The 26,945-nt window shown below is 58.2% G+C and carries 27 protein-coding genes; 14 read left to right on the forward strand and 13 right to left on the reverse strand.

Annotation, left to right across the window (positions count from 1 at the left end; genetic code table 11):
* Positions 1-14: 14 nt before the first annotated feature.
* The 6 genes from rpsO to rbfA form a co-directional block, all read right to left on the reverse strand.
* Positions 15-284, reverse strand: coding sequence for a 30S ribosomal protein S15 (gene rpsO, locus ACR0DU_RS06900; RefSeq protein WP_008757925.1), 270 nt, complete (start codon positions 282-284; stop codon positions 15-17).
* Positions 285-427: 143 nt separating this feature from the next.
* Positions 428-1,450 (reverse strand): calcium-binding protein, encoded by a 1,023-nt coding sequence (locus tag ACR0DU_RS06905; RefSeq protein WP_480873234.1) that lies wholly within the window; start codon positions 1,448-1,450, stop codon positions 428-430.
* Between the two features lie 96 nt (positions 1,451-1,546).
* A complete protein-coding gene (locus ACR0DU_RS06910) occupies positions 1,547-2,050 on the reverse strand; it encodes a DUF1643 domain-containing protein (protein WP_170780315.1) in 504 nt (167 codons plus the stop codon).
* A gap of 21 nt (positions 2,051-2,071) precedes the next feature.
* Entirely contained in the window at positions 2,072-2,977 is a 906-nt protein-coding gene (gene truB, locus ACR0DU_RS06915) for a tRNA pseudouridine(55) synthase TruB (protein ID WP_170776029.1), read from the reverse strand.
* A gap of 54 nt (positions 2,978-3,031) precedes the next feature.
* On the reverse strand, positions 3,032-3,775 hold the full coding sequence (locus ACR0DU_RS06920; protein ID WP_170703574.1) for a phosphodiester glycosidase family protein: 744 nt from the start codon (positions 3,773-3,775) through the stop codon (positions 3,032-3,034).
* Complete coding sequence (rbfA, locus tag ACR0DU_RS06925; protein WP_010438628.1) at positions 3,772-4,167, reverse strand: 30S ribosome-binding factor RbfA; 396 nt, start codon at positions 4,165-4,167, stop codon at positions 3,772-3,774. The genes ACR0DU_RS06920 and rbfA overlap by 4 nt, the downstream gene beginning before the upstream one ends.
* Positions 4,168-4,258: 91 nt before the next feature.
* Here rbfA and dapB point away from each other — a divergent pair, with 91 nt between their 5' ends.
* Together dapB and ACR0DU_RS06935 are read left to right on the forward strand one after the other, a co-directional pair.
* Positions 4,259-5,068 carry a 4-hydroxy-tetrahydrodipicolinate reductase gene (gene dapB / locus ACR0DU_RS06930; RefSeq protein WP_170541790.1) on the forward strand — a complete coding sequence of 270 codons (810 nt, stop codon included), beginning with the start codon at positions 4,259-4,261 and terminating at the stop codon, positions 5,066-5,068.
* Positions 5,069-5,128: 60 nt separating this feature from the next.
* On the forward strand, positions 5,129-5,791 hold the full coding sequence (locus tag ACR0DU_RS06935; RefSeq protein WP_480873236.1) for a DUF2306 domain-containing protein: 663 nt from the start codon (positions 5,129-5,131) through the stop codon (positions 5,789-5,791).
* Here the strand turns inward: ACR0DU_RS06935 and ACR0DU_RS06940 are convergent.
* Genes ACR0DU_RS06940 through tmpA form a run of 3 tightly spaced genes read right to left on the reverse strand, consistent with a single transcriptional unit; the run spans position 5,778 to position 8,166 of the window.
* Positions 5,778-6,446 (reverse strand): ureidoglycolate lyase, encoded by a 669-nt coding sequence (locus ACR0DU_RS06940; protein WP_480873238.1) that lies wholly within the window; start codon positions 6,444-6,446, stop codon positions 5,778-5,780. The two genes, ACR0DU_RS06935 and ACR0DU_RS06940, sit on opposite strands and share 14 nt — an antisense overlap.
* The gene (tmpB, locus tag ACR0DU_RS06945; RefSeq protein ID WP_480873240.1) at positions 6,443-7,033 is read right to left on the reverse strand and encodes a (R)-1-hydroxy-2-trimethylaminoethylphosphonate oxygenase; all 591 of its coding nucleotides are present in this window, start codon (positions 7,031-7,033) and stop codon (positions 6,443-6,445) included. The genes ACR0DU_RS06940 and tmpB overlap by 4 nt, the downstream gene beginning before the upstream one ends.
* On the reverse strand, positions 7,030-8,166 hold the full coding sequence (tmpA, locus tag ACR0DU_RS06950) for a 2-trimethylaminoethylphosphonate dioxygenase (protein WP_480716102.1): 1,137 nt from the start codon (positions 8,164-8,166) through the stop codon (positions 7,030-7,032). Before tmpA ends, tmpB begins: the two co-directional genes overlap by 4 nt.
* 99 nt (positions 8,167-8,265) lie before the next feature.
* Here tmpA and ACR0DU_RS06955 point away from each other — a divergent pair, with 99 nt between their 5' ends.
* Positions 8,266-9,123 (forward strand): LysR family transcriptional regulator, encoded by an 858-nt coding sequence (locus ACR0DU_RS06955; RefSeq protein WP_480873242.1) that lies wholly within the window; start codon positions 8,266-8,268, stop codon positions 9,121-9,123.
* On the opposite strand, the gene ACR0DU_RS06960 is transcribed toward ACR0DU_RS06955, so the two are convergent.
* Complete coding sequence (locus tag ACR0DU_RS06960) at positions 9,124-9,306, reverse strand: DUF1674 domain-containing protein (protein ID WP_010438637.1); 183 nt, start codon at positions 9,304-9,306, stop codon at positions 9,124-9,126.
* 91 nt (positions 9,307-9,397) lie between these two features.
* On the opposite strand from ACR0DU_RS06960, the gene ACR0DU_RS06965 reads away from it, so the two are divergent.
* From ACR0DU_RS06965 to ACR0DU_RS06995, 7 genes are all read left to right on the forward strand, one after another.
* Positions 9,398-10,657 (forward strand): RsmB/NOP family class I SAM-dependent RNA methyltransferase, encoded by a 1,260-nt coding sequence (locus ACR0DU_RS06965; RefSeq protein ID WP_480873244.1) that lies wholly within the window; start codon positions 9,398-9,400, stop codon positions 10,655-10,657.
* Positions 10,658-10,745: 88 nt separating this feature from the next.
* Positions 10,746-12,485, forward strand: a complete 1,740-nt coding sequence (locus ACR0DU_RS06970) for a heparinase II/III family protein (RefSeq protein WP_170776038.1) — start codon at positions 10,746-10,748, stop codon at positions 12,483-12,485.
* A gap of 22 nt (positions 12,486-12,507) precedes the next feature.
* Positions 12,508-14,097: a bifunctional phosphoribosylaminoimidazolecarboxamide formyltransferase/IMP cyclohydrolase gene (gene purH, locus ACR0DU_RS06975; RefSeq protein WP_480873246.1), complete on the forward strand. Its 1,590-nt coding sequence runs from the start codon at positions 12,508-12,510 to the stop codon at positions 14,095-14,097.
* Positions 14,097-14,567, forward strand: a complete 471-nt coding sequence (gene lspA / locus ACR0DU_RS06980; protein ID WP_170780328.1) for a signal peptidase II — start codon at positions 14,097-14,099, stop codon at positions 14,565-14,567. The genes purH and lspA overlap by 1 nt, the downstream gene beginning before the upstream one ends.
* Before the next feature lie 50 nt (positions 14,568-14,617).
* Positions 14,618-15,133: a DUF3035 domain-containing protein gene (locus ACR0DU_RS06985; RefSeq protein WP_010438645.1), complete on the forward strand. Its 516-nt coding sequence runs from the start codon at positions 14,618-14,620 to the stop codon at positions 15,131-15,133.
* Positions 15,134-15,218: 85 nt separating this feature from the next.
* Positions 15,219-16,559, forward strand: coding sequence for a M16 family metallopeptidase (locus ACR0DU_RS06990; protein WP_480873249.1), 1,341 nt, complete (start codon positions 15,219-15,221; stop codon positions 16,557-16,559).
* Positions 16,556-17,860: a M16 family metallopeptidase gene (locus tag ACR0DU_RS06995; protein ID WP_480873251.1), complete on the forward strand. Its 1,305-nt coding sequence runs from the start codon at positions 16,556-16,558 to the stop codon at positions 17,858-17,860. Before ACR0DU_RS06990 ends, ACR0DU_RS06995 begins: the two co-directional genes overlap by 4 nt.
* Before the next feature lie 480 nt (positions 17,861-18,340).
* Here the strand turns inward: ACR0DU_RS06995 and ACR0DU_RS07000 are convergent, their stop codons facing one another.
* The 3 genes from ACR0DU_RS07000 to deoC all read right to left on the reverse strand — a co-directional run bounded on the left by ACR0DU_RS07000 (position 18,341) and on the right by deoC (position 22,585).
* On the reverse strand, positions 18,341-19,153 hold the full coding sequence (locus tag ACR0DU_RS07000; RefSeq protein WP_480873253.1) for an SDR family oxidoreductase: 813 nt from the start codon (positions 19,151-19,153) through the stop codon (positions 18,341-18,343).
* Positions 19,154-19,177: 24 nt separating this feature from the next.
* Entirely contained in the window at positions 19,178-21,511 is a 2,334-nt protein-coding gene (locus tag ACR0DU_RS07005) for an aldehyde dehydrogenase family protein (RefSeq protein WP_480873255.1), read from the reverse strand.
* Positions 21,512-21,586: 75 nt separating this feature from the next.
* The gene (gene deoC / locus ACR0DU_RS07010) at positions 21,587-22,585 is read right to left on the reverse strand and encodes a deoxyribose-phosphate aldolase (RefSeq protein WP_170541747.1); all 999 of its coding nucleotides are present in this window, start codon (positions 22,583-22,585) and stop codon (positions 21,587-21,589) included.
* Between the two features lie 199 nt (positions 22,586-22,784).
* Here deoC and ACR0DU_RS07015 point away from each other — a divergent pair, with 199 nt between their 5' ends.
* Genes ACR0DU_RS07015 through ACR0DU_RS07030 form a run of 4 tightly spaced genes read left to right on the forward strand, consistent with a single transcriptional unit; the run spans position 22,785 to position 26,679 of the window.
* Entirely contained in the window at positions 22,785-23,738 is a 954-nt protein-coding gene (locus ACR0DU_RS07015) for a metal ABC transporter solute-binding protein, Zn/Mn family (protein WP_170776047.1), read from the forward strand.
* Between the two features lie 3 nt (positions 23,739-23,741).
* A complete protein-coding gene (locus ACR0DU_RS07020) occupies positions 23,742-24,545 on the forward strand; it encodes a metal ABC transporter ATP-binding protein (RefSeq protein WP_480873258.1) in 804 nt (267 codons plus the stop codon).
* 2 nt (positions 24,546-24,547) lie between these two features.
* On the forward strand, positions 24,548-25,753 hold the full coding sequence (locus tag ACR0DU_RS07025) for a metal ABC transporter permease (protein WP_480873260.1): 1,206 nt from the start codon (positions 24,548-24,550) through the stop codon (positions 25,751-25,753).
* Positions 25,750-26,679 carry a metal ABC transporter permease gene (locus ACR0DU_RS07030; RefSeq protein WP_480873262.1) on the forward strand — a complete coding sequence of 310 codons (930 nt, stop codon included), beginning with the start codon at positions 25,750-25,752 and terminating at the stop codon, positions 26,677-26,679. Before ACR0DU_RS07025 ends, ACR0DU_RS07030 begins: the two co-directional genes overlap by 4 nt.
* The last annotated feature ends 266 nt before the right edge of the window (positions 26,680-26,945 follow it).

Raw genomic sequence — 26,945 nt, forward strand, 5'->3', positions numbered from 1 at the left:
CGAACAAAGCGTGATTAGCGGCGGATGCCCAGCTTTTTGATCAGGTCCTGATAGCGCGCTTCTTCTTTGCCCTTCAGGTAGTCCAGCAGCTTGCGGCGCTGGGCGACCATTTTCAGCAGACCGCGACGACCGTGGTTGTCTTTCTTGTGGGTCTTGAAGTGCTCGGTCAGGGTGGTGATGCGCGAGGTCAGGATGGCAACCTGGACTTCTGGCGAACCGGTGTCGCCGTCCTTGGTTGCGAATTCTTTCATGACGCGTGCTTTTTCAGCGGCAGTAATCGACATCGGGGTCTCCTTTAAAGGTTAGAGTTGATGGCGCAGGCCGGGATGTCGTCCAGCACAGGCCCATGGAGAAAACCGCACCGATTCCAATGCGGATGGGCGCGTATAGGCGCTTTTGTTGCGAATGGCAAAGGGATTCTGCGGGTTCAACCAGTGAAAGCGTACTGTGCCAATTGGGCTTCGGTCACAAACAGAATATCATCTGCGGCTAGACCATCTGCACCAAAAATCTGCGCAACGTTCTCGCCGTTGACCCTAACATGGGTAAGTTCATTGTTTTCGCTGTCTGGCTCGATGGTCAGCTCAGGGTCTTCTGGGCCGTCCCAGGTTACTAGCAGCTTGTCGTGACCAATCTGGAAATCCATGATTGTTGCGGCTTCCTGATCAGGTTCCGGCTGCACGATTATTTCGTCGTCGCCGTCTCCACTGGTGACGATATCTCCGTCTTTGGCCAGTATGATATCATCGCCAGCGCCGCCGTTCAGAAAGTCAGGGGAAGTCTCCTCCGGACCATCATTTCCGTTCAGAATGTCATCGCCGTCTCCGCCGAACAGGGCATCTTGTCCTGGACCGCCTGTCAGATAGTCATCGCCGTCGCCACCTTGCAATTGATCGTCGCCGTCATCGCCCCTCAAGATATCATCGTCCTGACCGCCGAAAAGCCGGTCATCGCCGTCGCCACCTTCCAACTCATCCATTCCGAAATGACCATACAGGTCGTCATTGCCTGACATTCCGGCCAAATTGTCGTCGCCATACCCGCCATGGAGCACATCGTTCCCGACGTTTCCGATCAGCGTGTCCTCTCCAGAACCACCGTAGATGATGTCATTTCCGTCCCCCCCGTCGATGAGGTCGCCGCCTTCGTACCCATTAATCTGATCATTACCCTCTTGTCCGGTCAGAACATTTGCATCCTCATCGCCCGCGATGACCAGATTTCCCTCATGCTCAGAGATGATTTCACTTGTGTTGGCATCTTCGGATGAATCGGGCTCTTCAACATCTTCATCCAGTTCGAGGAGGCTGCCTTCGGTTAATTCATGCTCAACCATGTCATCAATTTGCTCACCATCCTCCTCGGTTGTTTCGTCGGGTACGAGAACGTCGCTTATCGCATAGGCGGCCCCTCCCAATGCAGCCATCCCGAATAAACCGATCAGAAACATGATTACCCTCCGCAAGCACACTTGCCCCGAGTGTAAAACATCTCATGCAATCAAGAGGTTGGTCAAAGCCAAGTTGCAGGCGTGGTTAACCCTTCGTCACCACAACTGAGGCTGTTGCGCGTAAGCGATGTAGAGCGGGTGCTTTGGATGGCCGTCTTTGGTGAGCCCCAGATGATACATCGGTTGACCAGTGGCGCGCAGCAGTGCTTCGACAGATCGACCGCGATCAAGATGCGCGCCATGTGTGCCCCATCCAGCAATAACCTGATCGGCCCAACCAACACCTTCCAGAATGGCTTGGTCGTTCTGCGGTCCAACAGGATCCGCGGCTGCGCGCATTTTGCGCGGGTCGGTATCGCGCCACGCAAAAATGTTGGTAACCTGAAATGCGCCGAAGCCCAATGTTCGCGCCCGCCGTTCACAGCGTTCCACCGTGGGATCGTTCTGTACCTCGGTTGCGGTCGATGGGTTAAGCATCACAAACAGCGCCTTGCGCCCCGCCGGATCCCAGATGCGGGTCAGGCTATAGCGATACTTTTCGCAGTTGGAGTAGATGGCGGTCGAGGGCGCGTCGCCCTTGGTATGAGAACGGGTGATCATGCCCTTCGCCTAACACGTGGTTCAAACGACGAACACCCGGCTGGGATGCAATTCACCGGATTTGTATATCCCGACGGCCACAGCCTTGCCATCCAGCGAAGCCCAGGCCTCGTCGCCGTATTCGACGTCGGATGCCAGCACCATTCCCGGATTGCCATTGCGCAGTCGGGTTGCCCCTTCCGGGGTGCATTTCAACTCGGGCAGATCAGACAGGCCGGTTTCCAACGGGTGCAGGTATTCATCCAATGCTGTGCTTTTGGCCATCTCGTCGATCTGTTCGATGGACAGGCCGTCTTCGGCCTCGAACGGACCCGACCAGATGCGACGGAGTTCTTTGACGTGGCCGTAGCAGCCCAGCGCTTCGCCCAGATCGCGCGCGATCGAACGGACATACCCGCCTTTGCCGCAGGTCATTTCCAACACCACATGATCGGTGTCGGGTCGGTCGACAAGGATCAACTCTTCAACCCACAGGGGGCGTGCGGACAGTTCCACATCTTCGCCATCGCGGGCCAGTTTGTACGCGCGCTGACCGTCGATCTTCACAGCTGAAAACTTGGGCGGCACCTGCATGATGTCCCCGAGGAACGGTGAGAGCGCCTGTTTGATATCTTCATCCGTCGGACGCGCAGAGCTTTCCGAGATAACTTCGCCTTCGGCATCGTCGGTATTGGTGGCCTGTCCTAATCGCACAGTGAATGTGTAGGCTTTCAGCGCATCGGTGATGTAGGGAACAGTCTTGGTCGCCTCGCCCAAAGCTACCGCCAGAACGCCAGTTGCTTCGGGGTCCAGCGTGCCTGCATGGCCTGCTTTCTTGGCGTCCATCGCCCAACGCACCTTGTTGACCACAGCGGTCGAAGTCATGCCCGCAGGCTTGTCCACCACCAGCCAACCGGAAATGTCACGACCCTTGCGTTTGCGTCCCATCTTGCACCTTGAAACTTACTGAGGCGCGCGAGTTAGCGGATCGCTTCGACGCTGTCAATTTGCCGGTACGTTCTCGACGACGCCTACTATTGGTCCCAGTGAAAACCCGATGTCTGATCGGTTGTTGGCGCGGTCATACATCCGCGAAATATTGCCATCCAGAAACAATGCGTTCGGAGTATCCAGCGCGTCGCGGAACACCCTGCCGAATTCATGGAAGGTGACGTAATCCTCAGAGATTGCAAATACCGCACGGGTCCCTTCAGCGTTGGTTCCGACACCATTGCGTATATAGAGAGAGGTCGAATCCGGCAGGAATCGGGGGTGCAACTCTCCATCGATGACAAGCATCGGGCCGGACTGGGTGGCGAACCGGCATTCCGGCGCGCGTTCGATGTAATCCAATGTCTCAAACACATCGGCGCGTCCATCGCGAATGCAGAACACACCGTTGGGCAACAGACCGAAGTTTCCCGGGCCAGCATTCGGGATCACACGCATCTGTTCTTCGCCGTCCTCAACAAAGTGACCCACGGGCGAGCGATCATCATGATACATGCCCGCGTTCATCGCAAAGGCCAAACGCTTACCGTCAGGGGCCAGAGCTTCGTTCACTGACGAGAAATGGCCCAACAGGTCGCCATTCTCATCGTTCAGGAACAGGCGCAAATCTTCGGATGCCGCGTCTACCTCGCAAATGGTATAGCGCTTGTCCTCGTGGGTCAGCTTTTCACAAGTCACTGCCCCAGCCTGTGCGGCCCAAACAACTGCGCCTAATGTGACAGATAGGCGGATCACTCGTCCAGATCGCGGCGCACCGCGTCCTGTTCGAACATGCGACGGGTGTCATCCAGACGGTCGAATGTGTCATCCAACCGGAACCGCAGATCGGGAGAGAATTTCAGTCCGACCTTCTTGCCGACCATGCGCCGCAGCTCACCCTTGTTGCGAGCGAGCAGTTCGATCACGTCCTCCTGCCCTTTGCCGCCCAATGGCAGCACATAGGCGGTGGCGATCTTTAGATCGGGCGAGGTGCGCACCTCGCCCACGGTGATCGACATGCGGTTCAAATCGGGGTCGTGGACATCTCCGCGCGCCAAAACTTCGGACAGGGTACGGCGGATAAGTTCGCCGACACGCAGCTGTCGTTGGGACGGGCCGGGGCCATCGTGGAATTTGTTCTTAGCCATAAATCCCGATCTAAGCGCAAAGCCGGGCTTTGCCAAGCGGGTGCGAACGGGGTAGGAGGCTTTGAGCCGACTTTAGAAAAGGACCAACGCAATGACCCATATTCCGGGGATCGTCATTACAGGGGCTTCGGGCCGTATGGGGCAGATGCTGATCAAGACCGTGACCGACAGTGATCAGGCACGCCTGGTTGGTGTGGTCGAGCGCAAGGGTCACGATTGGATCGGTCAGGATGTTGGTGAAGCAATGGGTGGCCCTGCGCTGGGAGTTTTGGTCACCGATGATCCGCTGGAGGCCTTCGCGCAGGCGCAGGCGGTGATCGACTTCACCGCACCTGAGGCGACGCTGGAGTTTGCCGCTTTGGCCGCGCAGGCGCGCTGCGTGCATGTGATCGGCACCACCGGCATGAGTGACGAACAGATTGCGGCGCTGGAACCGGCCTCGCGCCATGCGGTGATCGTGCGGGCAGGCAACATGAGCCTTGGCGTGAACCTGCTGGTGCAACTGACCAAAAAGGTTGCCGCCGCGCTGGATGAGGATTTCGACATTGAAGTCATCGAAGGCCACCACCACCACAAGGTTGATGCACCCTCTGGTACGGCCTTGATGCTGGGTGAAGCCGCCGCCGAAGGGCGCGGCGTCAAATTGGCGGATGTGTCCGACCGTGGTCGTGACGGCATTACCGGCGCGCGCAAACGCGGTGATATCGGCTTCCACGCCATCCGCGGTGGAGACATCGTCGGCGAACACGACGTCTTGTTTGCCGCGCCGGGAGAACGCATCGTCTTGCGCCATCTCGCCACGGATCGCGCCATCTTTGCGCGTGGCGCGCTGAAGGCAGCGCTATGGGGGCAGGGTAAGGCACCGGGCCAATACGACATGGTGGATGTGCTCGGGCTGTAAGCCATAGACGGGCCGCGCAACGGCGTTAAACTCGGGCTTATGCGGAACCTTACATCTCGAGTGGCGACTGGATTGGTGCTGATCGTGTTCTATCTGACGCTGCTGCCCTTTTTGATGCACGGGCTGGGTATGATCGGTGTTGGCCTGTCTGAGGACGCGGCTAGGCAGAGCTATCTCTTTTCCGACCGTCAAGATGTCGGCAACGCGGCCATGATGCTGCATATCTTTGCCGGAACTTTGCTGGTGGCGCTGGTGCCGCTGCAGCTGCTGCGGGGTCTTCGGCTGCGGTTTATCGGATTTCATCGCATGTTGGGCGGGCTGCTGGTCACGCTGGCGCTGATAACCGGCCTGGCGGGCATGACCTATATCCCGTTGCGCGGAACCATCGGCGGACCGCTCATGTCTGCAGCGTTCTTTCTGTATGGGCTCTGCCTGTTCACCGCTGGATTAATGGTGGCGAGGATGGCGCTGATCAGGGGTCGTGCAGGGCATTGGGCCTGGGGGTTGCGGCTGTTCTGGCTGGCTCTTGGGTCATGGCTATACCGTGTGCATTACACGCTTTGGTACCTGCTGACCGGTGGAGTGGGGTCAGAGCCCGATTTCTCGGGCCCTTTCGATCTGGTGCAGAACTTCGCGTTCTTCGTGCCTTATCTGCTGGTCGTACAGTTCTGGATAGCCCGCAAACGTTCGAGTCATCAGGCGGCGTTGGTCATAAATCCCTGATCTTGTCCGCTCGCAGCGGGCAGGCCAGATAGACGCCGAATTCGTTCCCGATATCGGCGCTGACGCGGGCATGAACCCGTCCTTGCCGGTCAAGGAAACGCTGGTGGTCTTCGACCGGGAAAATCCCCTCGTGCCAGATGCCGGGGTGAATATAGAGCCCGCGTGAGCCGTCGCACCAGAACGCCACCACTTTTTCGGGCGTCAAGTTGTCGCCGGGCAGGGCGGCGGGGACGATGAAGGGTTTGTTGTCCAGCGGCCAGAACATCTGCCCCCCGTCCGGGTGGTAGTTCATATGCCACAGCAAGACCTGATCGCGGGGTCCGGTTTGACGGCCCGTCTGTGCCTTTTGCGGATCGGTAGACCAACCCAGAACGTAGTGGCCTTTGACGGCCTCGTTCTCACCATAAAGAACATCGCCCTGCCAGTCGCAGTTAAACGTGCCTTCGACCCAACCCGCTTCGTCGCCGGTTCCTTCGTCAATTGGTCGCCAACCTTGCTGCGGCCAGCGCACAATTTCGATCTCGAACGTATCCGGGGTGTCGACCAGACAGCCATACCCCTTGACCGAAGTATCCGTTGCGCGGATCAGCGGCACCTCGTGCCAGGGCAGGGATGGTTTTGAACTGGCCTCGAAGATGTACTCTGGCGCGGTCATGACGAACCCAGATGTTTATCGACCATGCGCTGCACCATCGGCGCGAAATGGGCGAAATCCGGTGTTTCCATATCCGCGCGCTTGCCCGCCTCGTCCAGATGGCGCACCTGGATGATCTCTTTCAGGTTCGGGTTAGCCTCAAACTCCGCGACCTCTTCGGCGCTCATCGGGCCGCCTTGTAGTTCCAGCGTATGAACCGAGGCGGCGGACAGGCGGTTGAAATAATCAGGCTTCGTCGCACAGAGGTACCGCTTGGCCGCCACATGATATCGGCAGCAATCGGTGATGACCGAAGGGAAGAATTGCTCGAGCACCTCTGCTCCCGCGTCCTCGTGTTGGCGATCTTCGGTGTCGTCGGGATGATAGGTGCCAAATTCAGATGTGAAGTGACCAATGTCATGCAACAGCGCGCCGACAATGATTTCTTCGGGCTGCCCATTTTGTTCGGCAATCGTGGCACCCTGCAGCATGTGCTCGGCCATGGTCACGGGTTCGCCCAGATATTCTTCACCGCCACGGCGTTCGAAGATGTCGCCGATAAATGCCACGATGTTGTCCCGGTTCAGGGTCAAAAAGTCGGGTTTCATTCTGCTGCCTCCGGCTGTGCCATCCGCATGGCAGCCAAGGTCGAAAGCAACCCATCCTTGTCAGCATAGCAGCCCTGCAGCCAGCGTGACCCTGCGCCAGAGTAACCTAGACGCGCATGCAAGACGCGGGTGTTGTCGACAATAAAGCTTTCGCCCGGTTCCAGCTTGAAAGACACGCCCATGGCAGGATCGTCGATGATCTCACCCAACTGACGATAGGCGGCGTAATAGGCCTCCATCTGATCGAACGGCACATCGACGAACGGAGCGGAGGAACGGTTGTTGAAGCGGATGCCGATCAATTCGCCATCCGGAGACAGTTCGATCATGGGGCGACGCGATTGCAGACAGACGCCGTCAGAGCCTTTGTATTCAAACCGCGCCGGATAGCCCGCCAGCAGGGCGAAACCTTCGGGGTTCTGATCGCGTAGACGCTCGGCCGCGCGGAAGCCATCGACAACAATGGAATCCCCACCTTCGGCCGAATTCTCAAGACAGTAGAGGATTTGCAGCGTTGGTACCGGGTCGCGATAGGGATTGTCGGTATGGGCCTGCAGACCTAATCCGGTATAGGCGAGGTTGGTTGGATTCACCTCGGTCCGGACCTCAAAATAAGGACCATAGTTGGTCTCACGCACATAGCCGAACAAATCGGCCACTTTCAGCAGCGATTCTGGCTCGGTGGGACCATCTGTTAGCTTAGCGAACCCGTATTCCGCCACTGCGGCCAGCCAGTCGCGCTTGGCCGTGGGGTTGGCATGCACCGCATTCCAGTCACCGCACGGCGCGTCGATGCCGCGTTCCCAAGTTGTGATGTCTGGGGCCAGGCGGCCGATCTCACTGTCCCGATCGCGATCATAGACGTGTTCGGCCAACCAACTGGCAGGAAAAGTCACAGTTTTGTTTTCGGGCTGGAAGGTGACGATCAGATCTCCGTTAACGACCTCTGCCGCGCTGATCGAAGTCTCAGCCGGAATATCGCTGATTGTGATCAGGCGCTGACCATTGCCCGACGCTCGTGTTTCGGGGTCCAGAGCGTTGTCGCGCAACCAGATGGCGTGAAATCGGGATTGAGTGCCGTTCGCAAAATCGATGGTGACCATCGAGGGGTCATGGGTGGCAGAGCGCAGCATGGGGGTTCTCCTGTTCAGCGCGGGCTTTGCTTGAGGAGATACGCGCTTCGTGGCATTACCACAATTAAACCTTATTGCCACTGAGGCCTGGAAAATCTTATGGCTAAGAATAAGATCGGATTACCCCCTCTTGACTGGCTGCGCGTGTTCGAAGCTGCCGGGCGACTGGGCGGTTTTTCTGCCGCTGCGCGCGAATTTGGTCTGACGCAGGCAGCGGTCAGTCAACGGATCGGGAATCTTGAGGCTTGGTTGGGTCGGTCGCTGTTTGTGCGCGAGGCACGGGGCGTGTCGCTGACAATCGAGGGTGAAAGCTATCTGCCATTGGTGCAGGACAGCCTGCAGGCACTGGAACGCCATACCGAGGACCTTTTCGGAAAAAACCCGCGCGAGCTTCGCGTCGCAGGACTTTCGTCGCATATCCACGCGCTGGTTCTCCCTGCCTTGCCTACGTTCCTGGAGGCGCAGCCCAAAGTGCGTGTGATGACAGATTCGATGGCGCGTCGCGCTTCGTTGGAGGAAGAGCGTACCTGGCTGCAGATCCGCTATGGCAGAGGCGTCTGGCCTGGGCGAAAGGCAAAGCTTATCGCGCCTGAAGTGCTGGCACCGATGGCAGCACCTGGCATCAAGTGGGGCGCGCCGCTGATTGATCTACGCGGAGAACGCCCCGGCTGGAAGGATTGGGCGCAGGTTGCGGGGGTTGATGAATTGCCAGCTGGCCAGATCAGTTTCGACTCGGTGGGTCATGCCATCACGGCAGCGCGTCAGGGCATGGGGATCGCGTTGGGATCACTTCCTTTGGCGTCGAGCAGTTTGGAGACCGGTCAACTTCGCAGACTGGATATGCCCGAGCTTGCAACAAAAGATGGCTATTGGCTGACATGGCCCGAGGATAGGGTGCGCTCGAATCGACAACGCGCTTTGATCGATGACTTCTTGCAGGCGTTGCGCGATGGCTGATCAGAAATCGATTGCGATGCCCTTTTTCTCCCAATCGCCGTAACGGGCCGGATCTGGTCCGTCGCGCCCGCCCAGCTCTTTGGGCCGTGCCTTCGCTTCGGCCTCTGCGTTTTTGCGGCGTTCTTCTGCCTCGGCAAGGGCGCGCTGGGCGGCAGGGGGCAGGTCTTTGCGCTCGTCACTCATGACATTGGGTTCCTTTCCGTACAGGGCCTTGATATACGCCCTCGTCCGCCCAAGGCAATGCGGGCAAAGGTCACGAGAGGCACTCAGCATCATGTTAAACTCCGCCACAGCAGCGCGCCGAAGTGCGATCTATCTGCTGGATCAGATACTCGGCGAGGGGCGGCTGTTGCCCGAATGTCTTGCGGCAGGTACGCTGGATCGATTGGCCCCTGAGGATCGCGCGCGGGCGCAACGATTGACGATCGAAACCCTGCGCGGGCTCGAGCGCGCCGACCGGCTGCTGGCCGATCACCTGCGACAAACGCCCGCGCTGACGGTTCACAACGCCTTACGGCTTGGCACGGTCGAGCTGTGTCAGGGCGAAGCCGCGCATGGGGTGGTGAATTCCATGGTCGAGATCGTGGGCCGTTCGCGCAAGCATGGTCGGCTGAAGGGGTTGGTGAACGCGGTTCTGCGCAAGATTGCCGCCGACGGTCCCGACGCTTGGCCCAAGATGCGCGTCCCTCGCCTTCCAGAGTGGTTGCGCGAACCGCTGATCATGGCGTGGGGCGAAGACGTCGTGAAAGGTATGGAGCACGCGCATTTCAAAGGGGCATCATTGGATTTGACGCTAAAACCAGGCGTCGAGGTGCCGGGTGCAGAGATGTTGCCTACCGGTTCGGCGCGGCTGCAGGATGCGGGGCAGGTCTCAAACTTGCCGGGATATGAGGCCGGGGATTGGTGGGTTCAGGATGCGTCGGCGGTGTTACCCGTTCGGGTTCTGGCCCCGAAAGCCGGAGAGAAAATTCTGGATCTCTGCGCCGCGCCGGGTGGAAAAACCTTGCAGCTATCCGCTGCAGGTGCAGATGTCACTGCTCTGGATATCTCGGAGGCTCGACTTGTGCGCGTTCGCGAGAACCTGAAACGAACCGGATTGAAAGCTAAGGTTATCGCCCAAGATGCGCTGGAGCATAAAGGCCAGTATGACGCTATCTTGCTGGACGCACCCTGTTCGGCAACGGGTACGATTCGCCGCCATCCGGATTTGCCTTTCGCCAAGGACGGTTCGGAATTTGGCGGGTTGATTGAGTTACAGGCGCGCATGCTGGCCCATGCCTGGACTTTGCTGAAGCCCGGCGGGCGGTTGGTCTATTGCACATGCTCGCTGCTGCCGGACGAGGGTGAAGTACAGATTGAAGCGGCACTGGATAGCTATTCTGATATGCAGGTTGACCGCGCCGCTCTTGAGATTGCGGGCGTTGAAGCAGATTGGATCACTGAAGAAGGTGGCCTGCGCTTGCGTCCCGATTACTGGCCGGACAAGGGCGGGATGGACGGGTTTTATATCGCCTGTCTGAACAAATCCGCCTGACGCGACGCTTTTCGATGACTTGACGAGCGGACCGGTCTATCGTGTGCTCAAGCGCCCGCAGAGCGCAAGGGGCAGAGTCGCAAGCGTCATGTCAAACACGGATACAATGGCCAATCGCTGGACGCGGTTTCAGAACCGTCTTTACGCGCGCCTGAGTCAAAGGCGGAAGGCGGTCTCGGGATTCGTCGGCCAGCCCGAGCCGCGTACGGTTGGGTCTTTTGCCCGTGGTCGGCAACTGGTGGCCGGGAATTTGCTGTTTGCGGGATATCTGGTCGAGGCTGATGACACCGACCTCTGGGATGTGGTCGCGCCAAGCCTTGATTTCGATGACGAACGCCACGGTTTTGTGTGGCTGGACGATTTGGCGGCCGTAGGCGACATGCGCGCCCGGGAAAAAGCGCAGCGTTGGGTCTGGGGTTGGATAGATGCGCATGGGCGCGGCAAAGGCCCTGGTTGGGCGCCGGACCTGACAGGGCGGCGGGTCATGCGTTGGATCAATCACGCGGTTTTTCTGCTGCGCGGTGTTGATGAGGCGCAAAGCAAGGCTTTCTTTCGATCGCTGTCGCAGCAGACGTGGTTTCTGTCCAAACGCTGGACAGCGGCAACACCGGGATTGCCAAGGTTCGAGGCTCTGGCCGGTCTTGTGCAGGCCGGATTGGCGTTGGAAGGTCAGGAGCAGATGGCAGACCCGGCCTTGCGTGCTCTGGCCCGTGAGTGTGAACGTCAGATTGATGCCGAAGGCGGTATCCCAACCCGCAATCCCGAAGAATTGCTTGAGGTGTTTACCTTGTTGTCCTGGACTTCGGCGGCTCTCAGCGAAGTGGGCCGGGGCACACCTGCCTCGCAGACCGAAGCGATCAAACGCATCGCGCCGACGTTGCGAAATCTGCGCCATGCGGATGGGGCGCTGGCCAGATTTCACGGCGGTGGGCGCGGGTTGGAAGGACGGTTGGATCAGGCGTTGGCGCAAAGCGGTGTAAAGCCGCAGCAGCACTCGGACCTGTCGATGGGTTATGCGCGTCTGGCGGCCTCGCGCACGACGGTTCTGGTGGATGCCAGCGCGCCACCCAAAGGCGCAGCCTCGTATAACGCGCACGCGTCCACCCTTGCGTTTGAACTGACCTCGGGCCGGCGCCCGCTGATCGTGAACTGTGGATCGGGTGGCAGTTTTGGTCAGGACTGGCGACGTGCGGGGCGCGCAACCCCGTCCCATTCGACCCTGTGTGTCGACGGCTACTCCAGCGCGCGGCTTGCCGAAGTCGCAAAAGGATCGTCGCAGGAGGCGCTGGTCGATGGCCCTCGGGACGTCCCGGTGGATTTCGAAGATGCCTTTGAGGGCACACGGTTCATGGTCGGCCATGATGGTTACAACAAAGTGTTCGGTCTGACCCACGCCCGTACGCTCGAGCTGCGATTTGATGGGCGCGAGCTTGAAGGGGAAGATATACTGCTGACCGCAACCGACAAAGCCAAACGGCAATTTGACCGGGCCATGGACGGGGCGGGCCTGAATGGGATCGCCTTTGATATCCGTTTTCACCTGCATCCCGACGTTGATGCGGCGTTGGATTTGGGCGGTGCGGCCGTGTCGATGGCGCTCAAAAGCGGCGAGATCTGGGTTTTCCGACACGATCGCGTTGGAAAGTTGTCAGTTGAACCAAGCGTTTACTTGGAAAAAGGTCGATTAAAGCCGCGCGCGACAAAACAGATCGTTCTATCTGGGCGCGCAATGGAGTATGCGACGCGCATCCGGTGGACGCTCAGCAAGGCTCAGGATACAGCCTATGCCGTGCGCGATACGCACCGGGACGAGCCCGTTTTCGACTGACGCCAAAAGGACCTTTGGACCCATGACCGACCTTCACCCCGTGCGCCGCGCGTTGCTTTCCGTTTCCGACAAGACCGGATTGATCGAACTGGGCAAGGCACTGTCCGAACGCGGGGTCGAGTTGCTTTCGACTGGCGGCACGGCCAAAGCGTTGCGTGATGCTGGCCTAGAGGTCAAAGATGTGAGCGAGGCGACCGGTTTTCCTGAGATGATGGATGGCCGGGTCAAAACGCTTCACCCGATGGTGCATGGCGGCCTTCTGGCGCTGCGCGACAATGATACTCACGTTGCCGCGATGAACGAACACGGGATTGCTGCGATCGACCTGCTGATCGTGAACCTCTATCCGTTTGAAGCGACCGTGGCGAAGGGTGCAGGTTACGATGAGTGCATCGAGAATATCGACATTGGTGGACCTGCGATGATCCGGGCGGCGTCCAAGAACCATGCCTTCGTTAACGTCGTTGTGGATGTCGAGGATTATTCTTCGCTGCTGGATCAACTTGAAGAAAACTACGGTAAGACGTCTCTGGGTTTCCGACAGTGGCTGGCGCAAAAGGCCTATGCCCGGACTGCCGCTTATGACACCGCCGTGTCCAACTGGATGGCCGACGCATTGCAGCTTGAGGCGCCGAAACGCCGCGCCTTTGCGGGTGAGTTGAAGCAGACCCTGCGCTATGGCGAGAATAGCCATCAGCAGGCTGCATTCTACACAGATGGTACAGATCGCCCTGGCGTGGCGACCGCTGTGCAGCATCAGGGCAAGGAACTGAGCTACAACAACATCAACGACACGGACGCGGCGTTTGAACTGGTCGCCGAGTTTGATCCGGCGGACGGCGCAGCCTGTGCCATCATTAAGCACGCGAACCCGTGCGGTGTGGCCAAGGGGGCCACGTTGCTTGAGGCCTACAAAGCCGCGTTCGATTGTGATCGGACCTCGGCCTTTGGCGGAATCGTTGCTCTGAACCAGCCTCTGGATGCGGAAACCGCGCAAGAGATCACTGGTATCTTTACCGAGGTCGTGATCGCTCCGGGTGCGTCGGACGAGGCCAAAGCGATATTCGCGGCTAAGAAGAACCTACGCTTGCTGACCACAGAGGCTCTGCCTGACGTGACGGCAGGAGGGAAAACCGTGCGTCAGGTCGCCGGTGGCCTGCTTGTGCAGGACAAGGATAACGGCTTTGTCGGCATGGATGACCTGAAGGTCGTTACCAAGAAGGCCCCGTCTGACGAACAAATGCGCGATCTGCTGTTTGCCTGGAAGGTCGCCAAACACGTAAAATCCAACGCCATCGTCTACGTTAAAAACGGCGCAACCGTAGGCGTTGGTGCAGGCCAGATGAGCCGCGTCGATTCAGCGTTGATCGCCGCCAAAAAGGCCGAGCGCATGGCCGACGTACTGGAACTGCCCCAACCACTGACCATCGGCTCGGCCGTGGCATCTGATGCGTTCTTTCCCTTTCCCGACGGATTGATGGAGGCCGCCGAGGCAGGCGCCACTTGCGTCATTCAGCCCGGCGGTTCGATGCGTGACGATGAGGTGATCGCGGCGGCAGATGAGGCAGGTCTGGCCATGGTCTTCACCGGTATGCGGCATTTCCGTCACTGATGCGCAGCCCGCTCCTCCTCTGGGCCGGACTGGCGGCGTTTTTGATCGACCAGATCAGCAAGTATCTGGTCGTTCACGTGCTACGCGTGGCGCAGGGCGATATCGGCGTCCTGCCGCCGTTTCTGGTGTTCAAATACGGTGAGAATCGCGGCATCAACTTCGGGCTGTTTCAGGGCGACAGCGATGCAGCGCGCTGGGTCCTGATCGGCATTTCTCTGGCGATTTGTCTGGGTGTCCTGATTTGGCTGGGCCGAATAGCTCCGACGAGGTTTCAACAATTCTGCGGTGGCCTGCTGATCGGCGGCGCGCTGGGAAATGTCGTGGACCGGGTGCTTTATGGCTATGTTCTGGATTTTCTGAACATGTCCTGCTGTGGGATCAATAACCCGTTTGTGTTCAATCTGGCGGATGTGTTCATATTTGCGGGAGCATTAGGTCTGGTCATGTTCGATGGCAAAAAGCCCTCGTGACCTGCCGGATGATATGCGATAAAAGCGCCTGAAACTGGCTGGAGACACTGATGCGTATGCCACGCACCATTCTTGTTCTGACACTCGCCGCGACAGTTGCGGGCTGTTCTGATATTGGTTTGCGCAATCTTCGGGCGCCCGGGCCCGGGCCGGATGAGTTCTCGGTCCTGCCGGTTAAGCCGCTGACCCAACCAAAGGATTATGCGTTTCTACCTGCACCTACCCCCGGTGGTGCGAATCTGACTGATCCCAATCCAAAGGCAGATGCTGTTGTGGCTCTCGGCGGCAGCGAAGCGGCCCTGAACCCCAATACCGCGATTCCTGCGAGTGATGCAGCGCTGGTCACAGCTTCAAGCCGATATGGTGTTCCCGCCAATACGCGGCAGGTTGTTGCCCAGGAAGATGCGGATTTCCGTAAGAAGAAGCAGCGCTTCACGCGTTTGCGGCTTTTCCCGGTGGATCGTTATTCGCAGGCATATCGGCGCGAGTCGATCGATGCGAACAATGCAAACGAAGCGGCGCGGCAGCGTGGTATCGAAACACCTTCTGCGCCTCCGTTGGAATGAACTTTTCTTAACATTCCGTCATTGGCCTTGAACACTGGCAGCACCACCGTAGTTTGAATACCAGAAACGAAACGGAGGATGCCCCATGGTTCGGGCCCTGGCATTGTCGGCTGCCCTGATCGCAGCATCCCCTCTTTTGGCCAAAGAGGGGCATGAGGCGGTTACCACTTTCACGCTTGATAACGGCATGGACGTCGTGGTGGTCGAAGACCACCGCGCGCCGGTGGTGCAGCATATGGTCTGGTATCGGGCAGGCTCGGCAGACGAACCGATCGGGTCCTCTGGTGTCGCGCATTTTCTGGAACACCTGTTGTTCAAGGCCACCAATACCATGGAAGCGGGCGAGTTGTCGGCCACCGTCGCGGCCAACGGGGGAAATGACAACGCATTTACCTCTTATGACTACTCTGCCTATTTCCAGCGCGTTGCCGCCGACCGGTTGGAACTGATGATGCGGATGGAGGCGGACCGGATGCGCAACATCCGCCTGACCGAAAATGACATCGTAACCGAGCGCGACGTCATCCTTGAGGAACGCAACCAGAGGACCGAGAACAATCCACGCGCGCTGTTTGGCGAACAGATGAACGCAGCGCAGTATCTAAACCACCGCTATGGCGTTCCCATTATCGGCTGGAAGCACGAGATGGAAGAGCTCGACATGGACGATGCCCTGTCCTTCTATCAGACCCATTATGCGCCCAATAACGCCATTCTGGTCGTGACTGGTGATGTTGACCCGGACGAGGTCAAATTGCTGGCAGATCAGTATTATGGTGTGATACCCGCCAATCCGGACCTGCCCGAAAGGATCCGTTCGCAGGAGCCCCCGCAAACGGCTGAGCGCCGCTTGACCTACAAAGACGCCCGGGTCTCGCAGCCTTATGTGCAACGCAGTTATCTGGCACCCGAACGCGATGCAGGGGCACAGGAGAAAGCCGCGGCGCTGTTTCTTCTGGCCGAGTTGCTGGGCGGTAGCACCACATCCTATCTGAATGAAAAGCTGCAGTTTGAGCAGCAACTGGTCGTCTATACCGGTGCGTTCTACCGGGGCGTTTCACTGGATGACACAACCTTTGATCTGATTGTTGTTCCTGCCGAAGGTGTCTCGTTGCAGGAGGCCGAGGATGCGATGGATCAGGTCGTTTCAGACTTTATTGCCGAAGGCGTGAACGAAGAGGATCTGGATCGCATCAAGATGCAGCTTCGCGCCGCTCAAACCTATGCGCGCGATAATGTGGACGGAATCGGAAACCGCTATGGACGCGCGCTGACCAGCGGGTTGACGGTCGAGGATGTACAGGCTTGGCCGAATATCCTGCAGGCGGTGACAAGCGATGACATCATCGCGGCGGCACGAGAAGTGATACAGCCTGAAACCTCTGTAACCGGATGGCTTATGCGCGACGATGAGGTGACACAATGAAACGCATCCTCGCGACCCTGATCGCTGTTGTTATCGCGTTGCCCGCATGGGCTGAAATCAAAATCCAGGAGGTAACCTCGCCAGGAGGAATCACCGCTTGGCTGGTCGAAGATCACTCAATACCCTTTACCGCGCTTGAGATGCGATTTCGCGGCGGCACCTCCTTGGATGATCCCGACAAACGCGGTGCGGTTTACCTGATGAGCGGGTTGATCGAGGAAGGCGCGGGCGACATGGATGTCCGGACCTATGCGCGCGAGCTTGAGGCATTGGCGGCCTCATTCAGCTACCGGGCGACGGATGATACAGTCTCGATTTCAACCCGCTTCCTGACCGAGAACCGCGATGATGTGGTCAATCTGTTGCGGACTACAATTCACGAACCCCGCTTTGACCAAGATGCCATTGAACGGGTGCGGGGGCAGGTGCTCTCGGGTCTGAAATCGGACCAAACTGATCCGAACGATATTGCCGGACGCAGTTTTGCAGCAATGGCTTACGGAGATCACCCCTACGCGACGGACGGAAAAGGGACGATCGAAAGTGTTTCGGGGCTGACCCGTGACGATATCATTGCGGCCTACCAGAACGTCTTTGCTAAGGACCGGCTATATGTCGGGGCCGTTGGTGACATCACCGCAGAAGAATTGGGCACATTGTTGGATACGCTGCTGGTGGATTTGCCAGCAACAGGGAAAGCCATCCCGGATAAGGCCGATGTTAAGATCGATGGCGGCATAAATGTGGTGGAATTCAACACGCCTCAATCGGTTGCTCTTTTTGGCCAAAAAGGCATTGACCGGGACGATCCTGATTTCTTCGCAGCCTTTATCCTGAATCACATATTAGGTGGTGGCGGATTTGAAAGCCGCCTTATGCACGAAGTGCGGGAAAAGCGCGGTCTGACCTACGGTGTCTCGACCTTTCTGGTGCCCAAGGATCTGGCCTCGGTTTACCTTGGTTCGGTCTCATCCGCCAATGACCGGATTGCCGACGCGGTTAACGTGATCCGCGACGAGTGGGCCCGCGCTGCGTCCGAGGGATTTACCCAAGAGGAACTGGATGATGCCAAGACCTATCTTACAGGCGCATATCCGCTACGATTCGACGGGAATGGTCAGATTGCGGGGATCATGGTGGGGATGCAGATGGAAGACTTGCCCATCGACTATATCGCAACCCGCAATGACAAGGTGAACGCGGTGACACTGGAGGATATAAACCGGGTAGCGGCCGAGTTTTTGGACCCCGAAGGCCTGCATTTCACCGTGGTTGGGAAACCGATCGGTCTGGACGGATAGCGGCCAGACGACCTTGCTGCGCGTCATGACGGTGTGATTGTGTTGAGTCAGTCGTGCAGGGTGCGCAAACTATAAATCTGCCAAGGGTACCAGAAATCCCTTGGCGTGCAATTTTGTGACTTAAGAGTTCATTAAGGAGTCGTGGTCATAATTTGGCCAGAAACATCAAGGATGCTTTCGTTGTCGAGGCGATTGAGCGGTTAGATCAGACCGGTGTCTCGTTCGACAATAGGTAGGACAGAAAGACGCCATGATAGTTGCGGCATTAGGAATTGGGATACTTGCGGGGCTGCTGACATTTGCGGCCTCTCTGGCTCTCGGCCAATCCCTGCTCAGCGCATTCATTCTCTATGTTGTGGCCGGTTTGCTGACTACGCTTTTGGTAGCAGCTGGACTGTATGTCAAACGCTCCTAGCCTTATTTGAAACGGTAATCCCGCGGGTCTTTAAATGTTGGCGATGCCAACGTCCTGACAGGTGCTCAGTTCTGTTTTACCTGTGCACGCAGCATTTGCCCCATCATTTGCCCGAACTTGCCTGACCCGCGCTGATAAAGTGCCCCGTCGACCGCCAGAACCGTGCCACTGATATAGCTCGCCATATCTGAGCTGAGGAACAGGCAGGCGTTTGCCACGTCTTGCGGCAGGCCCCAACGGCCCAACGGTACGTCTTTGCGTAACGCTTCCCTAGCATCCGGGGTGGGGGCAAGGCGTTTGGCTCCCTCGGTGCCTTCGATGAAACCGGGCACAACCGAGTTCACACGAATGCCTTCCACACCCCATTCCATCGAAAGGGTCCTGGTGATTTGATCCACGCCCGCCTTTGCCGCGCAGACATGGGCCTGACCTTCATAAGGTAAGTATGCCTGCGGGGCTGAGATGTTGATGATGCTGGCGCCGGGGCGTTTGAGGAACGGGTAGGCCCCCTTCATCACGTGGATCGTGCCCATCAGGTCGATATCGATCACAGTTTTGAACGCATTGACTGACATCTCAGCCGCCAGCGCCGGAAAGTTGCCTGCTGCGCCCGAGACCAAAACGTCAAAATCGCCTAATGTATCATGGAACTGTTTCAGTCCCACCGCTACGGCCTCAGGGTCCCGCACGTCAAACGCTGCACCGATGGCATCCTGTGCGCCAGCGGCTTTCAGAGCCGCGACCGTATCATCGACCTTTTCCTGCGAACGACTGGCTACCGCCAGATTGGCGCCCGAGGCCGCAAAGGCCTCGGCAATGCCGCGGTTAATGCCGCTGGTTCCGCCAATGACGATGACGGTTTTTCCTGAAAAATCCATGTAGGCCTCCCTTGGCAGGGAGCCCTACTCGCCGTAGGGCACCCAGATGTTTTTCACTTCGGTCGCAGCCTGAAGGAAGCGGCGGGAATGGTCCATGCTCCAGTCAAATGCCGTCGCGTTATTGACCCAAGTTCGCTTCAGGTTTCCGGCCGAGACGGCTTCGATCTCTTTCGAAAGGTCGGTCGATGAGAATGACCAGACTGCGTCGACGTTCAGGTGCGAGGCCAGCGGTTTTGCCAGTTCCGCATGGCTGCCGGTCAGGATATTGACCACACCAGCGGGCACGTCCGAGGTTTCGAGGATCTGGTAGAAATCGGTTGCAGCCAGCGGATAGGGCTCAGAAGCCACCAGAACTGTCCGGTTGCCCATCGCAATCGCGGGCGCCATCGCAGAAACCAGACCCAACAACGGTGCCTCGTCGGCGCAGAGCGCACCGATCACGCCAACGGACTCTTTCATGGCAATCGCCACACCTCGGATCGGAACGCCATGCACCTGACCGTCATACTTGTCAGCCCAGGCGGCTGCTGTGAACAAGCGCTGGATCGAGGCTTCAACCTCTTTCGCGCCGTCCTTTTTGCCGGTCATAGCGTCGATGCGAGCGGCGAATTCATCGGCACGGGCCGAGAGATTTTCGCCGATGTAGTACAGGATCTGAGCCCGCAGATGGCCAGTGGTCTTGGACCAACCCTTGGCACCTGCTGCGGCCTCAACCGCGTTCCGGATGTCCTTGCGATTACCAAGCCCCACATGGCCCAGCAGACCGGATTTACCCCAGACGGGCTTTGAATAGCCACCGTCAGGCCGCGCCTGTTTGCCGCCGATATACAATTTGGCGGTGCGGTCGATTGGATCGACCGGAGCACCTTCGCCAATGGTCGCCTCGATCTTCGCCAGCGGTTTACCTTTGCCCTTGGGCTTTGTGTATGCCGCCAAACCTTCCCAGCCGCCTTCGCGACCAAAGCCGCTTTCGCGCACGCCGCCAAACCCGGCGGCGGCGTCAAACAGGTTGGTCGCGTTCACCCAGACCACACCGGCAACCAGCTTGGGCGCGATGTCCAGCGCGAGGTTTACGTTTTCGGTCCAGACCGTTGCTGCCAACCCGTAGCGGGTGTTGTTTGCCAGTTCGACCGCTTCTTCGGGGGTGCGGAAGGTGGACGAAACTAGCACCGGTCCAAAGATCTCTTCCTGCATCAGCGGGTCAGAGGTCTCCAACCCCGAGATCAGCGTTGGCGGGTAGTAGCAGCCGTTCGCGGGCAAGTCGCAAGCGGCCTGATGAACGCGACCAGCGGTGTTACTTTCAACCATGCCCTTGATGGTCTGCAGCTGAACAGGGTCCACTACAGCGCCCACGTCGATGCACTTGTCCAGCGGGTCACCGATGCGCAGGGTGTCCATCCGGGCACGTAACTTAGCGTGGAAACGATCGGCGATGCCCTCTTGAACCAGAAGGCGCGAGCCTGCGCAGCAGACTTGACCCTGATTGAACCAGATGGCGTCGACCAGACCTTCGATGGCACTGTCGATATCGGCGTCATCAAAGACGACGTAGGCGGACTTACCGCCCAATTCTAATGTCAGCTCCTTGCCCGACCCTGCAGTCGCCTCGCGGATGCGCCGCCCCACAACTGTCGAACCGGTAAAGGCGATCTTATCGACGTCCGCGTTTACGATCATCTCGCCCACCGCACCGTCTCCGGTCACGATATTGACCACGCCTTTCGGCAACCCGGCCTGCGAGCAGATATCGGCGAACAGCAGTGCGGTCAGCGAGGTGTACTCGGCCGGCTTCAGAACCACGGTGTTGCCCATTGCCAGTGCAGGCGCGATTTTCCACGCCAGCATCAACAGCGGGAAGTTCCACGGAATGATCTGGCCGCAAACCCCCAGCGCCTGAGCGTCGGGCAGTTCGCTTTCCATCAACTGCGCCATGCCCGCGTGGTAATAGAAGTGCCGCTGTGCCAACGGGATGTCGATATCGCGCGATTCACGGATCGGCTTACCGTTGTCGAGGCTTTCGAGCACGGCAAACAGGCGCGAATGCTTCTGCAGCAGGCGTGCAATCGCGTAGAGATAACGTGCGCGCCCCGCACCGCCCAACTTCTCCCACTTGGGTTGCGCTTTACTTGCGGCAGAAACCGCGGCGTCCACGTCACCCTGTTTCGCTTGCGTCAGCTTGGCCAGAACCTCTCCGGTCGCCGGGTTGCGGCTGTCAAACCCTTTGCCGGGTTTGGTGAATGCGCCGTCGATATAGTGGCCGAACTTGTCGCCCTGATCGACCAGCCAGGCCAGTGCCTCGGCTGCGCTTTCGGGGGCAGGGCCGTAGTCCATGGTCTCGAAAATCTCTTTGACTGTCATTGTTCTTGTCCTTTTCCCGGGGCTTCGCCCGTTCAGCGCTGAAATCGCTCCACCGGAGCGATTTCCGGGCGCGCCTCACCCCATAGAATGGCGGTAACCGGCGGAATATGCGCCTGTCACATAGTGTTCTAACTGCCGCTCAATGTCGCCCAGCAGTGATGAGGCACCAAAGCGGAACAGATCTGGTTCCAGCCAGCGGTCACCCAGCTCGTCCTTGATCAGCGACAGGTAAACCAATGCGTCTTTGGCTTTTGAGATCCCACCCGCAGGCTTATAGCCAACGCGATATCCCGTGCGGTCATAGTAATCCCGGATCGCGCGGATCATCACAAGCGACACAGGCAAGGTGGCGTTGACGCTTTCCTTGCCAGTCGAGGTTTTGATGAAATCGGCACCCGCCATCATGCAGACGAGTGAGGCGCGTGCGACATTGCGCAAGCTGCCCAGCTCTCCAGTGGCGAGGATGGCTTTGACATGGGCATCACCACAAGCGACGCGGAACGCTTTCATCTCATCATACAGGGCCTGCCAGTCGCCCGACAGCACATGACGGCGCGAGATCACGATATCGATCTCTTCGGCGCCCGCTTTCACACTTTCTTCGATCTCGGCCACGCGCAGATGGAATGGAGATAGACCAGCCGGGAAGCCAGTGGATACCGCCGCAACCGGAATACCAGTGCCTTCCAATGCGTCCACAGCCGTTTCGATCATGTCATGGTAGACGCAGACCGCTCCGGTTGTGATTGGCGGCATGTCCAGCGCCTGCAGAACCGACGACGCAACGGGTTGACGAGCCTTGGCACAAAGGCGGCGAACCCGCCCTACTGTGTCATCACCCGATAGGGTGGTCAGGTCGATCATTGTGATCGCCTTCAGCAGCCATGCGGCCTGGTATTCCTTCTTTACCGACCGCCGACCGGGCAGCGTCGCGGCGCGGCGTTCGATGGCCGAAGTGTTGGCCTGTACGGCCCGCACCCAATCCAGATCCAAGTCCATTCCCGGGTTCCGGGGCTCGGTCACTTGCGGCAGATGCGGGGTGCGCACGGGGCTTTCTGAGCTCTGCGTTTCCATTTTTCCGTCCTTTTGGAGGTTTGCGCCAAATTCGCATGGGCTGCGAAGAAAAGAAAGGTGTGCCGACCCCTGCAAAGGGTAAAATTTTGACCAAATGGACAAAAAAGATGGTTTCTTGCGAGTAATTCGCATTTGCATTGACTTAGTTGCGAATGGTTCGCATATTCAGAGGTAACAAGGCACCTAAGTGGAGTCGCAAATGATTCGCCGTACCTTTCTTGCAGCATTGGCTTTCGTTGCTGCATTACCAGCCGCCGCTTTTGCCGAGGCGCCGTTGAAGGTTGTCGCAACGACCGGCATGATCGCTGATACGGCCCGGCAAATCGGCGGTGATCAGGTTGAAGTTAAAGGTTTGATGGGCCCAGGTGTTGACCCACACGCTTATCGTCAGACGCGCACAGATATCGTCGCGATGACCCGCGCAGATCTGGTGCTGTGGCACGGCCTTTATCTGGAAGCGCAGATGGAAGATTTCTTTGATGATCTGGGGCGCAAGCAAACCGTTGTGGCTGTTGCGGAGGGCGTCGACAAAGGCAAATTGCGCGCTCATGACGACTACGCCGACAAATATGACCCGCATGTCTGGATGAGCCCGGTGCTATGGCGTGATGTTGTGCTTGAGGTGCAAGATGCTCTGACTCTAGCTCGCCCTGAGGCTGCAGAATTCTTTGCCGCAAATACTCAAGCGTTTCTGGCCGAGATCGACGCGTTGAGCGCTTATGGCGAACAGATGCTTACTGCAGTTCCTGAAGACAACCGTATGTTGGTAACTGCCCATGACGCCTTTGGTTATTTCGGTGCTGAATATGGCTATGAAGTGCTGGGTGTTCAGGGCATCTCGACCCAATCCGAGGCCGGTTTGAACCGCATCGGTGAGTTGGTCGACACACTCGTGAACCGTCAGTTGAAAGCGGTCTTCGTGGAAAGCTCGGTCTCTGACCGGTCCATGCGTGCCCTGATCGAAGGTGCCGCAGCCGAAGGCCACGAGGTCGGTGTCGGTGGAGAGCTTTACTCGGACGCGATGGGAGAGCCCGGCACATATGAGGGCACCTATATCGGAATGCTTGATCACAACATCACCGTGATTGCCGGGGCGCTGGGCGCGGATGTGCCGCAGCGTGGCATGAACGGCAAACTGTCGGCGGGGTTCTGAGCCATGCTGGAACTCGCTACAGTTCAAGGGGTTTCGTTTGAAGGGCAGGATATTGATCGCTGCCCGCTCGCCATTCGCGGTCTGACTGTCTCGTACGGTCAGAAGCCCGCAGTGTTCTCGGTGGATATGACGGTGCAATCCGGCGCGATGACGGCGATAATCGGACCGAATGGGGCTGGCAAGTCCACTTTGCTCAAGGCCGCGTTGGGGATCGTATCGCCTCTGTCCGGTCAGGTGACGGTGTTTGGCCAGCCGCTCGAAGATCAGCGTGCGCGCATCGCCTATGTCCCGCAGCGCGCCAGTGTGGATTGGGATTTTCCGACACGCGTGATTGACGTGGTTCTGATGGGATTGTCGCGCCAGTTGGGTCTGCTGGGTCGTGTTCGCGCACGTCATATGGCCCGCGCCATGGACTGTTTGAACCGTGTCGGAATGCGAGAGTTTGCTGACCGTCAGATTGGTCAGCTTTCCGGTGGTCAGCAGCAGAGGGTCTTTCTTGCGCGTGCATTGGCACAGGATGCTGATCTGTACCTGCTGGACGAGCCCTTTGCGGGCGTAGACGCCGCGACCGAAAAGGCTATCATTGCTGTACTGAAATCGCTGAAAGAAGCTGGCAAGACCGTTGTCGTGGTACATCACGACTTGGCGACGGTTGCGGACTATTTCGATCATGTGTTCCTGATCAACACCCGCAAAGTGGCCGAAGGTTCGGTTGAGCAGGCCTTTACTGCGGAAACGTTGCAAGCCGCTTATGGCGGACGCCTCGCAACGGCACAGATCGATCAGATTTCACGCGCACTGGGATAATCATGCTTTGGGATGCTCTGACCCTGCAGCTTGGCTATAACGCCACGCTGGTCGCGATCGGTGCGACGTTGCTGGGCATTTCAGCGGGAGTGACCGGCACGTTTCTATTCCTGCGTAAGCGTGCCCTCGTAAGTGATGCCATTAGCCATGCGACCCTGCCGGGGGTTTGCCTTGCCTTCATGGCATTGGTGGCGTTTGGAGGGGATGGGCGCAATCTAATTGGACTGTTGGTCGGTTCGGCCTTATCGGCTTGGGTCGGTCTGCTTTGCATGAACTGGCTGACGCGTCATACGCGGCTTGCAGAGGATGCTGCAATCGGTGCGGTTCTTTCGGTTTTCTTTGGGTTTGGCGTTGTCCTGCTGACGGTGATTCAGACCATGGGTGTTGGACGTCAGGCTGGGTTGGAGGGGTTCTTGCTTGGGTCCACCTCCGGAATGCTCTGGGCAGACGCGCTGGTGATCGCAATCGGTGGCGCGGCGACTCTGTTGCTGGTGATGATTATCCGCCGTCCGATGACGATGGTGGCCTTTGATCCCGAATACGCCGCCGCGCGTGGGTTGCCTGTGCACCGGATTGATCTGGCGATGATGGGACTTGTTATGGCGGTCACTGTGGTCGGGTTGAAGATCGTTGGTCTGATCCTGATTGTTGCACTGCTCATCATTCCTCCGGTGACAGCGCGGTTTTGGACAGAACGATCCGACCGTGTTGCGCTGCTGGCAGGGATATCCGGGGGGCTTGCTGGCTTTTTGGGGGCAGGAATTTCGGCCTCGGCACCGAACCTGCCAACCGGTCCGATCATTGTCCTGGTCAGTTTTGGATCTTTCGCGCTGTCACTTTTGTTCGCACCGGTTCGAGGCGTTTTGGCGGCGGTACTGCGGCACCTTAGATTCCAGCGACGCGTGCATATCCGGCAGGGTCTTCTGGCGCTGGCGCAAGGTCAGAAGATCTATGAGCCACTGACCATTCGCCTGCTGCGTCGTGCGGGTATCGTGCGCGCCGATGGTGTCGCGACAGATGAAGGGAAAGCGCGCGCCGCCAAAGCGCTGCGGGACGAAAAGCGGTGGGAATTCGTACGTGCCGATCAGGCGCACGAGGCCACCGCGGCGCTGTACGATGGTTTGCGTGATATCGAGACTGTTCTAACGCGCGATCAGATCGCCGAAATAGACCGTCGCATCGGTGGCCCGCAGGAGGTCATGCCATGAGTGGTGAAGAATTTGTCCCTCTGTCGCTGACGCCTCTGTTGATTGGAACATTTGCAGCCATCGCTTGCGCGCTTCCCGGAAACTTTCTGGTTCTTCGTAAACAGGCCCTTATTGGCGATGCGATCAGCCATGTGGTTCTGCCCGGCATTGTCGTGGCGTTTCTGCTGACAGGTGCGATCTCTACTTGGCCCATGATGCTCGGCGCGGCCGGGGCCGCTGTCGTTGCCGTTGTGATGATCGAGGCGATCCGACGATTAGGTCAGATTGAACCCGGCGCCGCAATGGGAGTGGTGTTCACAACCATGTTCGCGGGCGGGGTTTTACTGTTGGAACAGACTGATACCTCGACGGTTCATCTGGACGTGGAACATGCGCTTTATGGCAATCTGGAAAGCTTGATCTGGTTGGATGCCACAGGTTGGTCGTCTCTGCTGGACGTACAGGCATTGGCTGGTCTGCCCCCCGAATTGTCCCGAATTGCACTGACGATGGTGGGTGTCATCTTGTTTACCTGGTTGTTCTGGCGGCCGCTCAAGATCTCGACATTCGACGAAGGATTTGCTCGTACCATTGGCATCCGAACCGGAGCGTTGGGTATGGCGCTGGTCATCACAGCGGCGATCGCTGCCGTAGCTGCATTTGATGCCGTGGGATCAATTATCGTGATCGCCATGTTCATCTGTCCACCCGCTGCGGCTCGGATGATGACGAACCGGCTGGAAACCCAGATTGTCTGGAGCGTTCTGTTCGCGACCATTTCAGCCATCTCGGGATATGTTCTGGCTGGGTACGGCCCATTGTGGCTGGGGGGTGCAGATGCTGTTAGTGCTGCGGGAATGATCGCGACGATATCTGGCTTGATACTGGCGCTGACCGCCGTCCTTGGCCCCTGTCGAACCCGCAGCGGAGCCCCCAGCCAGGCTTAACTTGGCGTATTCACGCCAATGGGTTTCGCAAGGTTTCGGCTGAACTTCGCCAAATGGAAACAATTTCCAAATATTAACGGGATTTATTCCATGTGCGATGGTACGCAAGCCTTGATCAAATACCACAAGACCACCACTCACTCTGGTATATCCGGCCAGTATTGACCTAAGTCGCTACCCCCTTTACGACAGGGTTAAGCTGGCCGGATACATCATTTGCTCGCCCGCTGAACCATCCAAACCTGTGGTCGAATCGCGCATATCTA

The sequence above is a fragment of the Ruegeria sp. G2 genome (assembly GCF_056533505.1).

Coding starts and splice junctions, on each gene's coding strand:
- tmpA (WP_480716102.1), bottom strand. CDS start 8,166: ATGCTGCGCTCTGCCACCCATGACCCCTCGATGGTCACCATCGATTTT.
- purH (WP_480873246.1), top strand. CDS start 12,508: ATGACCGACCTTCACCCCGTGCGCCGCGCGTTGCTTTCCGTTTCCGAC.
- truB (WP_170776029.1), bottom strand. CDS start 2,977: ATGGGACGCAAACGCAAGGGTCGTGACATTTCCGGTTGGCTGGTGGTG.
- ACR0DU_RS06905 (WP_480873234.1), bottom strand. CDS start 1,450: ATGTTTCTGATCGGTTTATTCGGGATGGCTGCATTGGGAGGGGCCGCC.
- ACR0DU_RS07030 (WP_480873262.1), top strand. CDS start 25,750: ATGAGTGGTGAAGAATTTGTCCCTCTGTCGCTGACGCCTCTGTTGATT.
- ACR0DU_RS06985 (WP_010438645.1), top strand. CDS start 14,618: ATGCGTATGCCACGCACCATTCTTGTTCTGACACTCGCCGCGACAGTT.
- ACR0DU_RS07020 (WP_480873258.1), top strand. CDS start 23,742: ATGCTGGAACTCGCTACAGTTCAAGGGGTTTCGTTTGAAGGGCAGGAT.
- ACR0DU_RS06955 (WP_480873242.1), top strand. CDS start 8,266: ATGGCTAAGAATAAGATCGGATTACCCCCTCTTGACTGGCTGCGCGTG.
- ACR0DU_RS06910 (WP_170780315.1), bottom strand. CDS start 2,050: ATGATCACCCGTTCTCATACCAAGGGCGACGCGCCCTCGACCGCCATC.
- ACR0DU_RS06970 (WP_170776038.1), top strand. CDS start 10,746: ATGTCAAACACGGATACAATGGCCAATCGCTGGACGCGGTTTCAGAAC.
- ACR0DU_RS06965 (WP_480873244.1), top strand. CDS start 9,398: ATGTTAAACTCCGCCACAGCAGCGCGCCGAAGTGCGATCTATCTGCTG.
- ACR0DU_RS07015 (WP_170776047.1), top strand. CDS start 22,785: ATGATTCGCCGTACCTTTCTTGCAGCATTGGCTTTCGTTGCTGCATTA.
- ACR0DU_RS07025 (WP_480873260.1), top strand. CDS start 24,548: ATGCTTTGGGATGCTCTGACCCTGCAGCTTGGCTATAACGCCACGCTG.
- dapB (WP_170541790.1), top strand. CDS start 4,259: ATGACCCATATTCCGGGGATCGTCATTACAGGGGCTTCGGGCCGTATG.
- ACR0DU_RS06960 (WP_010438637.1), bottom strand. CDS start 9,306: ATGAGTGACGAGCGCAAAGACCTGCCCCCTGCCGCCCAGCGCGCCCTT.
- ACR0DU_RS07000 (WP_480873253.1), bottom strand. CDS start 19,153: ATGGATTTTTCAGGAAAAACCGTCATCGTCATTGGCGGAACCAGCGGC.
- ACR0DU_RS06995 (WP_480873251.1), top strand. CDS start 16,556: ATGAAACGCATCCTCGCGACCCTGATCGCTGTTGTTATCGCGTTGCCC.
- rpsO (WP_008757925.1), bottom strand. CDS start 284: ATGTCGATTACTGCCGCTGAAAAAGCACGCGTCATGAAAGAATTCGCA.
- rbfA (WP_010438628.1), bottom strand. CDS start 4,167: ATGGCTAAGAACAAATTCCACGATGGCCCCGGCCCGTCCCAACGACAG.
- ACR0DU_RS07005 (WP_480873255.1), bottom strand. CDS start 21,511: ATGACAGTCAAAGAGATTTTCGAGACCATGGACTACGGCCCTGCCCCC.
- deoC (WP_170541747.1), bottom strand. CDS start 22,585: ATGGAAACGCAGAGCTCAGAAAGCCCCGTGCGCACCCCGCATCTGCCG.
- lspA (WP_170780328.1), top strand. CDS start 14,097: ATGCGCAGCCCGCTCCTCCTCTGGGCCGGACTGGCGGCGTTTTTGATC.
- ACR0DU_RS06940 (WP_480873238.1), bottom strand. CDS start 6,446: ATGACCGCGCCAGAGTACATCTTCGAGGCCAGTTCAAAACCATCCCTG.
- tmpB (WP_480873240.1), bottom strand. CDS start 7,033: ATGAAACCCGACTTTTTGACCCTGAACCGGGACAACATCGTGGCATTT.
- ACR0DU_RS06990 (WP_480873249.1), top strand. CDS start 15,219: ATGGTTCGGGCCCTGGCATTGTCGGCTGCCCTGATCGCAGCATCCCCT.